Below are 8,510 nucleotides of genomic sequence, written 5' to 3'. Positions count from 1 at the left end.
CTATTTTATTTTTAAGTTTTAGGATTTATTAGAATCTATATTTAATGGTGAAAAAAGATTCCTTAGATAAGAATAAATTTATTCTTATAAATATTTATTTTTATTTTAAATAAAAGTAAGTTCTATGGATTCTTAGGAATAAAAAACTTTAATTTTATTGTTTTGCATATTCCAATAGGTAAAAAATCGATTTTTTCTTTCCCAGCTTTGTAGTCAATTAAAAAATTTTAGCCTTAACCTTGCTTCGCAATTGTCTTGCGACACTTTCAAATTTACCAGCAAAAAATTTATTTTGTGAACTTAGTGTACTAATAACTTTTTGCAATTGCTCATTACTAAGATGATTGATCGCATCAATACATACCTCTTGAAAATCATAATCATCTACAGAACGCATACTATTTTCAAGTATTCTTACATACTTCATCACAATTTGTTTTTCTTCATTGGTTTTTTGGATTTGTTGACGTATTGATGCAATAAGATTGCTTAGTTGCTCCATATTCATACTACGCAAAACATTACGAGAATAAGAACCTGTAAGTCTCATAATTTCTTTGATCATTTCTATTTTTTCTTCACTTTCATTATAAAAACGCTCATAATTTTTTTCCAAATCCTCAGGAGCAAAATTTTTTAGCAATAACAATTTGTTTTTTGCCACCTCTGCCATTTTTGTTACTTCTTTTTGATCATAGCTATTTTGATAAATTTTATAGAGTTTTTTACTATCATGGATAGAATAATATTGCTCCATAAGCGTCCTCCGCTCCTCTTCTGGCAGTTGACTAAAGTTTTTTTCAATCTGATCAAGCCATACAATTTTGTATTGAAAAAACTTAACTTGTAAAGCCTTTTCAATGAGATTTGAAGGAATTTTTTGCACACCATTAAAAAGAAAATATCGCAATTCATCAATACTAAAATCTTCAATAAAATCATCAACAATTTGATAAATTTTTCTGAGATCTTGGTGGACTTTTTTAATTCTTTCTTTGATTTCTTGCAATTTTTGCTGTATTTCTTTATTGTGTTGTATTTGCACAAAAATACCAATATTAGAATCCTCTAATGCACCTTTTTGAAAATCTTGAATTTCTTGCATTACCTGCTTGCTATAATTATTTAGCAATTCCTCATCTGACATTTTTTCTACTTCGCTAGCATTATAACCATTTGCAATCAAAAAAGTCTGCATTGAACTTACAGAAGGTTTATGCATAATATGCCTTAAAAATTTTAATAATATCTCTATGCTCAACCACATCATGTACACGCAAAATATTTGCACCATTTTGCAATGCCAAAAAATGTAATGCCAAAGTTCCACTAAGGGTGTCTTCTGCTTCTTTATTTAAAATTTTTTGAATAGTAGTTTTACGACTAGCTCCCACTAAAAGTGGGTAACCAAACTTTTGAAAATGTGCAAGATTTTTAATAAGCTCCATATTTTGCTCCATATTTTTTGCAAAACCAAAACCAATATCTAAAATTATATCGCAAACCCCATATGCTTGTAATGTTGCAATTTTTTGGACAAAAAATTCATCTATTTCTAAAAATAAATTTTTATAATTTGTGAGTTTTTGCATTTCTTGTGGAGTACCTTGAGTATGCATCAAAACCACCTGTGCCTGATATTCTGCTGCAAGCTGAATCATTTTTATATCTCTCAATCCACTCACATCATTTAAGATGGAAAATCCACTATCTAAAGCATTTTGTGCTACCAAAGTATTGTAAGAATCAATAGAAAATTGTGCATGTTTAAAAAGTTGATTCTTTGCAACATGCTTGAAAATTTCTTGCAATCGCTCCAACTCTTCTTGTGGATCTATAAGTGCACTTCCCGGTCTTGAACTCGCCCCCCCAATATCAATAATCTCTGCTTGTTTTTGGGCAATCAATGTTTCAATTTGTGCAATCGCACTCTGCACACTATTTCTTGAAGATTTAAAAAAACTATCTGGCGTAACATTAACAACCGCCATAATTTTTTGTGAAAATTCCCTGCAATTGATATGTTTTTTTAAAATACCTCCAAGTTCTTTAAGCCCAAAAGGTTGAACAGAAAGCTTAGCAATCACACGTTGCAATTGTCCGATCGTACCAAATAAAATTCCATCATAATGGGATTTTTCTACAAGTATACATTCTTTTGGTGTAGCAAAATCCCCCCCAACACTCAATGCCTCTTGCTTTAAAACCATCACCGCAGGAGTAGGAAGATTTGTAATTTTAAAAGCAATAATCTTTGCTTTTTTCTCCATAATTTTTGTTCCTGCTATATCGCTACCAATTTGTATTATTTCTTTGACAATAAAATCTTGATTTAAAAATTTTACTTCCATCATTTTTTATTTTTTCTCTCCAAAATCATCAATAATAATGGGAGTATCACATATTGAAATCTTTGATAGTTTAAACTTGCTAAAATCGCCTCATCAAAACTTTTTAAATCTTCTTGTGTAAGCTTAATCCCACTTGCAAAAACACCATCAAGCAAAGCCTGGATTTGTTGTTTAGCATACTCAAAACCACTTTCATGATCTTGATTTAAAAATGTATAAATTTTTTGTAAATCCAATTCTAAAAGATTAATTGAAAAAGGTATTTTTTCCTCTTTTTCTCTCTTATCTTCTAAAATTAAGCGTGAACGCACAGTGGGTAAAAAACTATTTTTATTTTTTCCAATTAAAATAAAAGTAATGTTTTTTGGTGATTCTTCAAGAATTTTTAATAAAGCATTTTGCGCAAAAAGATTATATAAATTTGCCGCTAAAACTAGCGTTTTTTCTCTATAAGAACTCAAATAAGCCTCGGCAATCACCTCATTTGCATCATCAATTTTAAATTCTTCTTTGATATAAAACCTACTAAATTCAGAATCAAGTTCTTCTTTTAGTCCTTGAGCTTCTTCAAAAATATCATGCGTTAAAATAATTTTATTCATGTAATAGTAATATCTCCAAACATTGCACCAAACAATGCTTGTTCAAAAATCTTATAAAGCTGAATAAGTTTGTATTCAATCATCCTGTCTTTAGAATCTAAATTTAATGCCTTTTGCATAGAATCATCAAGCACCCACAAAAATCCATTATCTCTACTAAACGCAAGTTTACTTAAATCAGATTGCATTTTACCAACATACCAAAATGCATAATCATTAAAACTTAAAGACAAAACATTATGCACTAAATCATTATCACGATTTTTTATTTTTGGTAAAAAATCCTCCAGTAAATAAATTGGAACAAGAGGTCGAGAAGCACCAAAACGATTAATAGATTGTGTTACATATCTTCCAAACCACTCAAAATGCTCATCAGAACAAAAAAGCAAAGTCCCGCCATTAATTACATAAGTAATTGTATGTGATAATAAAGTCGTAAAGACAAAGCGATCAATCTCTAGCCAATCACTATTGAGTGCAATTTTGTTATTTTCCTCACGAATTGTCTTTAAAACCCAATCTGATAGTTCCATTATTTATCCAAATTATAAGCACTATGTAAAGAGCGTACAGCTAATTCTGCATATTTATTATCAATCACCATAGAAACCTTAATCTCACTCGTACCAATCATCATAATATTAATATTTTCTTTTGCGAGAGCACTAAATGCACGACTTGCCACGCCAGAGTGTGACTTCATCCCCACACCCACAATGGAAACTTTTGCAATATTACAATCTACCTCGATATTCTCTACATCTTTTTCAAAATCTTTCAAAGTAATTTTTGCTTCTTCAATTTCACTTTGTGGTAGTGTAAAATCTAAATCTGTTTTTCCATCTCTGCCAATAGTTTGCACAATCATATCGATATTAATATTTGCATTTGCCAATGCTGTAAAAATCTCTGCTGCAATTCCTGGGCGATCACTCACCCCTACCATACTTACACGCACTTGATTTTTATCTAGCGCCACACCACTTACTACTGCTTGTTCCATTATATTCTCCTCGTGTGTAATCATTGTCCCCTCATCATAAGTAAAAGAGCTTCTTGTTACTAAAGGAATATTCCATTTTTTTGCTAATTCTACAGATCGATTTAACAAAACTTTTGCCCCCATAGACGCAAGCTCCAACATCTCATCATAACTAATTTTATGAATCTTTTTTGCATTTTTTTCGATTCTAGGATCAGTGGTATAAACCCCATCTACATCTGTATAAATCTCGCACAAATCCGCTTGCAATGCTCCTGCAATTGCTACTGCAGAAAGATCGCTCCCCCCTCTTCCCAAAGTTGTAACTTCGCCATTTTTATCCACTCCCTGAAAACCTGCTACCACTACAATATAGTCCTGTTCTAACAAAGATTTAAGATAAGTTGTATCAATATCCTCAATCCTTGCTTTTGTATGGATAGAATCTGTCAAAATCCCTGCTTTTCTTCCACTTAGAGAAATTGCCTTAAATCCCATATTTTCCAACGCAATAGCAAGTAATGCACTCGTAATTCTCTCTCCAGATGAAAGCACCATATCTACTTCTCGTGGATTTGGCAGTTGTGTAAAATATTTAGTATATCCCACCAAAACATCTGTAACCCCACTCATTGCAGAAACCACAACTACGAGATTATGATTTTCTTTTTTTCTCATTGCAATACGATTTGCTACATTTTGGATTCTCTCACAATCCCCCATACTTGTCCCACCATATTTTTGAACCACCAGCATTACAAATAACCTTCTTTCTTAAAATAATCTAACACTTCTTTATAGACATTTTTTTTAAAATGATTTACTAATTCTAATAATGCATCATATTTCACAAATTGATACGAAATAAATTCCGGATGTGCAGTATCTAAATTAATATCTGATTCTTTTTTAATACGCACTAAAAAATATTTTTGAATCTGCCCATCATATTGATACATTTTTTTTGTTGCAATATTAGGAAAATCATAAGAAATCCATTTTGGACATTCTGCAATAATCTCTACAAAATCCGTGCCAATCTCTTCTTTTAATTCCCTAAGCAATGCTTCTTTGGGAGTTTCATTTGCATCAATACCACCTTGAGGAAACTGCCAAACTCCCTTGATATCAGCGCGCTGTGCAACAAAAAACTCACATGCATTTGGATAACGCGATGATACAATAATAGCAGCCACATTAGGACGATATTTTTTTTGCAATATTTTCCACCTATTTTTTGTGGTCATTATAATAAAAATAAGTTTAATATAAAATTTATTTTAAAATGTTAAGAAGCATGAAGGCTGGCAAATGCCAGCAAGAAAAAATTATTTTTTACCCTTAAGATCTGTTGAAATATATTTAGCAAGCTCAGCAATATCTCCATCTGATAATGCACCTGCTTGACCCCACATTGTTCCACCAAGACCATGTTTATTTAATGTTTTTGCTTTATAACCTTTTAATGATTCTTCAATCTCATTTGCACTCAAAGTATTTACTACAGCACTTTTTCCTAACGCAACCTTTTCCATACTTTGACCATGACAACTTGCACATTTTGTTTTAATAATTGTTGCAGGATTTGCATACAAAGCCACTAAGCCAAATGCGAAAATACCTAAAATTTTTTTCATGACACTCTTCCTTATTTTTTAATATTGAGTTAGAATTATGCTACAAAAAATAAAACAATCCAAATTTTTTAGTAAATACTCAAGGAAAAACTTGATTCTCTATATTCATATTCCCTTTTGTACAAGTCGTTGTGGATATTGCACTTTTAATTCTTTTGAAAATAAAGATTATCTACAAGATGCCTATGTATCCGCACTTCTTGCAGATCTAAAAACACAAGATAACCACTCTTTAATTTCTTCAATTTATTTTGGTGGAGGAACACCAAACACACTTCAAGAATTGCATTATGAAAAAATATTTACTTGTATTTTTGAACATTTTTCAATTCATAAAGATTGTGAAATCACCCTTGAATCTAATCCAAATCTTATAACCTCTTCTTGGTGCAATACACTAAAAAACCTCGGTGCAACACGCCTTAGCTTTGGCGTGCAAAGTTTTTTTGAAGATAAACTAAATTTTTTACAAAGAGAGCATAGCAAAAAAGATATTTATTATGCCTTAGAAGTTGCCTGTAATGCAGGATTTGAAAATCTTAGTATTGACCTTATTTATGACACTTTGCTGGATAGTAAAAAACGCCTGATAGAAGAAATCACTCTTGCAGCCAAACTCCCCATTAATCACCTCTCTGCCTATAGTCTTACTATCGAAAAAGAATCTAAACTTCAAAAACAAGGAATTAAAGAAATTTCACAAAGCTTTTCTGAATTTTTGAGAGAAAAACTTTCACTATATAATTTTTTACAATATGAAGTCTCTAATTATTCTCGCGGTTATGAAGTAAAACATAATCTCGCATATTGGGACTACCAAGACTACATAGGATGTGGATGCGGGGGAGTAGGAAAAAAAAATTATCAAAGATTCTATACCCATAATCATCTAGAAAGCTATATCAAAAATCCCACTTTTAGAAAAATTGAAAATCTAGAAAAAAAAGACATTTTGCTTGAAAAAATTTTTTTAGGATTGCGTAGTAAAATTGGTGTAGATATAAAACTACTAAATCCTAAAAAACTCGCTATCCTCACACAAAATCACAAAGGCTATATAAGAAATGATAGATTTTTTGCATTAGATTATTTTTTGGCTGATGAAATTGCTCTTTGGCTTTTATAATCTCTATAAAATGCCCACAACAAAAATACAACACCCACATCAATCATTACATCTGCAAAATTAAAAATTGCGAACTCAAAAAGATAGTGCCAATACACATAATCCACCACCCCACTATAAGTAAAACGATCTAAAATATTAGAACACCCTCCTGCAAAAATTAAGCCAAATGCTAGCTGATTTTGTAGAAAAAAATCTTTTTGCTTATATAGAAGAAAAATAACCACTATAAGCATAAATATTTGCACATACTTTAATCCATCGCCCAAAAAACTAAAAAATGAAAATGCTACACCTTTATTAAAAACAAGCATTAAAGAAATTGCTTTTAGATCTAAGATCTTGCACCCTTCAGTAAAATCACAAGTCTGTGTTATAAGAATCTTAATCATTTGATCAAGAAAAAAAATACCAACAAAAATGCCAAAAAAAATTCTCACTGCAAAGCCTTTGCCAAAAATTGACTAAATTCTTCCATAGTGCTTTCTAAAATATTTTTATCCTTGCCTTCCAACAAAATACGCAATTTATTTTCTGTGCCTGAATAACGCACTAAATGACGCATTTTTTTAGATTCTATTTTTTTTAACCATTCTTGATAGCCAACAATTTCTTCCAATGGTTTTTTTTGTGTAATATTTAAATTTATTAGTTTTTGTGGATAAAGTTCAAAAATATTGAGTGCTTTGGAACTTTTTTCCTTGCTTTGTTTTAAAAGTGCAATCACCTGCAACGCACTTACTAAGCCATCGCCTGTTTTTGCATAATCACTAAAAATAATATGGCCACTTTGTTCACCACCAAAATTTAAGTCTTCTTTTTTCATCAAATCACTAACATATTTATCCCCCACATCACAACGCAAAAGCCTTACTCCAAAAGTTTGCAAAAACTCTTCTAACGCAAAATTACTCATCACGGTAGCAACAATTTTTTGATTTTTTAATACAGAATTTTGATGCTGATAACGTGCTAATGCCCCAATTAGCTTATCGCCATGTACAATATTACCTTCATCATCTACAACTACCAATCTATCTGCATCACCATCAAACCCAAAGCCAACATCTGCGCGATATTTTTTTACTGCCTCACTCAAAGCATGCGGACTAATTGCCCCACATTGTTCATTAATATTGTAGCCATTTGGTTGATTATTAATCACTACAACATCTGCACCCAATTCCGAAAATATCGTTGGGGCAACTTTATAAGCCGCACCATTTGCCGTGTCTAAAACCACACGGATTCCTTGCATGGTATAATTTTTGGGAAATGAATTTTTAATTTGTACAATATAACGCCCTATCACATCATCAATGCGCTTAGAACTACCAATGCCTGTATGAGTTTTAAAACTATTTAATAAAAACTCTTCATGATTAAAAATTTCTTCAATCTCTCTTTCTGCTTTCTCATCTAGTTTAAAACCCAAACGATCAAAAAATTTAATTCCATTATCTTCATAAGGATTATGACTGGCACTAATCATGATCCCACCATCGCAACGCATATCTTCAGTCAAAAATGCAACCGCTGGCGTTGGCATAGGTCCTACTTGTATTACATCATATCCTACCGAAGTAAGCCCTGAAACTAATGCATTTTCTATCATATAACCACTGCGTCTTGTATCCTTACCTACCAAAATTCTATTTGTTACTCCCTGCTTCCTAAAATACAATCCTGCACTAATTCCAAGCTTTAATACCAAAAATGGGGTAATATCACTCCCTGCTTTACCTCTAACACCATCAGTTCCAAAGATTCTCATTACTTTCTCCCTAAAAAGTAGTTTTTAAACTCATT

General features: G+C 31.5%; 10 protein-coding genes. 1 reads left to right on the top strand and 9 read right to left on the bottom strand.

Annotation, left to right across the window (positions count from 1 at the left end; genetic code table 11):
- Nucleotides 1-217 precede the first annotated feature (217 nt).
- From LW133_RS05665 to LW133_RS05635, 7 genes are all read right to left on the bottom strand, one after another.
- On the bottom strand, nucleotides 218-1,222 hold the full coding sequence (locus LW133_RS05665) for a hypothetical protein (RefSeq protein WP_233077454.1): 1,005 nt from the start codon (nucleotides 1,220-1,222) through the stop codon (nucleotides 218-220).
- Nucleotides 1,215-2,351 (bottom strand): dihydropteroate synthase, encoded by a 1,137-nt coding sequence (folP, locus tag LW133_RS05660; RefSeq protein ID WP_233077464.1) that lies wholly within the window; start codon nucleotides 2,349-2,351, stop codon nucleotides 1,215-1,217. Before folP ends, LW133_RS05665 begins: the two co-directional genes overlap by 8 nt.
- The gene (locus tag LW133_RS05655) at nucleotides 2,351-2,953 is read right to left on the bottom strand and encodes a DNA polymerase III subunit delta' (protein ID WP_233077453.1); all 603 of its coding nucleotides are present in this window, start codon (nucleotides 2,951-2,953) and stop codon (nucleotides 2,351-2,353) included. The genes folP and LW133_RS05655 overlap by 1 nt, the downstream gene beginning before the upstream one ends.
- The gene (locus tag LW133_RS05650; RefSeq protein ID WP_233077452.1) at nucleotides 2,950-3,489 is read right to left on the bottom strand and encodes a HobA family DNA replication regulator; all 540 of its coding nucleotides are present in this window, start codon (nucleotides 3,487-3,489) and stop codon (nucleotides 2,950-2,952) included. Before LW133_RS05650 ends, LW133_RS05655 begins: the two co-directional genes overlap by 4 nt.
- Nucleotides 3,489-4,694 (bottom strand): aspartate kinase, encoded by a 1,206-nt coding sequence (locus LW133_RS05645; RefSeq protein WP_233077451.1) that lies wholly within the window; start codon nucleotides 4,692-4,694, stop codon nucleotides 3,489-3,491. The genes LW133_RS05650 and LW133_RS05645 overlap by 1 nt, the downstream gene beginning before the upstream one ends.
- Nucleotides 4,694-5,185 carry an RNA pyrophosphohydrolase gene (locus LW133_RS05640; protein ID WP_233077450.1) on the bottom strand — a complete coding sequence of 164 codons (492 nt, stop codon included), beginning with the start codon at nucleotides 5,183-5,185 and terminating at the stop codon, nucleotides 4,694-4,696. Before LW133_RS05640 ends, LW133_RS05645 begins: the two co-directional genes overlap by 1 nt.
- 81 nt (nucleotides 5,186-5,266) lie before the next feature.
- The gene (locus LW133_RS05635; protein WP_233077449.1) at nucleotides 5,267-5,575 is read right to left on the bottom strand and encodes a c-type cytochrome; all 309 of its coding nucleotides are present in this window, start codon (nucleotides 5,573-5,575) and stop codon (nucleotides 5,267-5,269) included.
- Nucleotides 5,576-5,666: 91 nt separating this feature from the next.
- Between LW133_RS05635 and hemW the strand changes: the two genes are divergently transcribed.
- Nucleotides 5,667-6,701: a radical SAM family heme chaperone HemW gene (gene hemW / locus LW133_RS05630; RefSeq protein ID WP_233077448.1), complete on the top strand. Its 1,035-nt coding sequence runs from the start codon at nucleotides 5,667-5,669 to the stop codon at nucleotides 6,699-6,701.
- Here the strand turns inward: hemW and lspA are convergent.
- Together lspA and glmM are read right to left on the bottom strand one after the other, a co-directional pair.
- Complete coding sequence (gene lspA, locus LW133_RS05625) at nucleotides 6,662-7,141, bottom strand: signal peptidase II (RefSeq protein WP_408610462.1); 480 nt, start codon at nucleotides 7,139-7,141, stop codon at nucleotides 6,662-6,664. The two genes, hemW and lspA, sit on opposite strands and share 40 nt — an antisense overlap.
- A complete protein-coding gene (glmM, locus tag LW133_RS05620; RefSeq protein WP_233077447.1) occupies nucleotides 7,138-8,475 on the bottom strand; it encodes a phosphoglucosamine mutase in 1,338 nt (445 codons plus the stop codon). Before glmM ends, lspA begins: the two co-directional genes overlap by 4 nt.
- Nucleotides 8,476-8,510 lie beyond the last annotated feature (35 nt).

The organism is Helicobacter anatolicus, assembly GCF_021300615.1.
Taxonomy (GTDB): domain Bacteria; phylum Campylobacterota; class Campylobacteria; order Campylobacterales; family Helicobacteraceae; genus Helicobacter_H; species Helicobacter_H anatolicus.
Note: the sequence above shows the minus strand (reverse complement) of the source record. Positions and strands in the feature narration are given on the sequence as shown.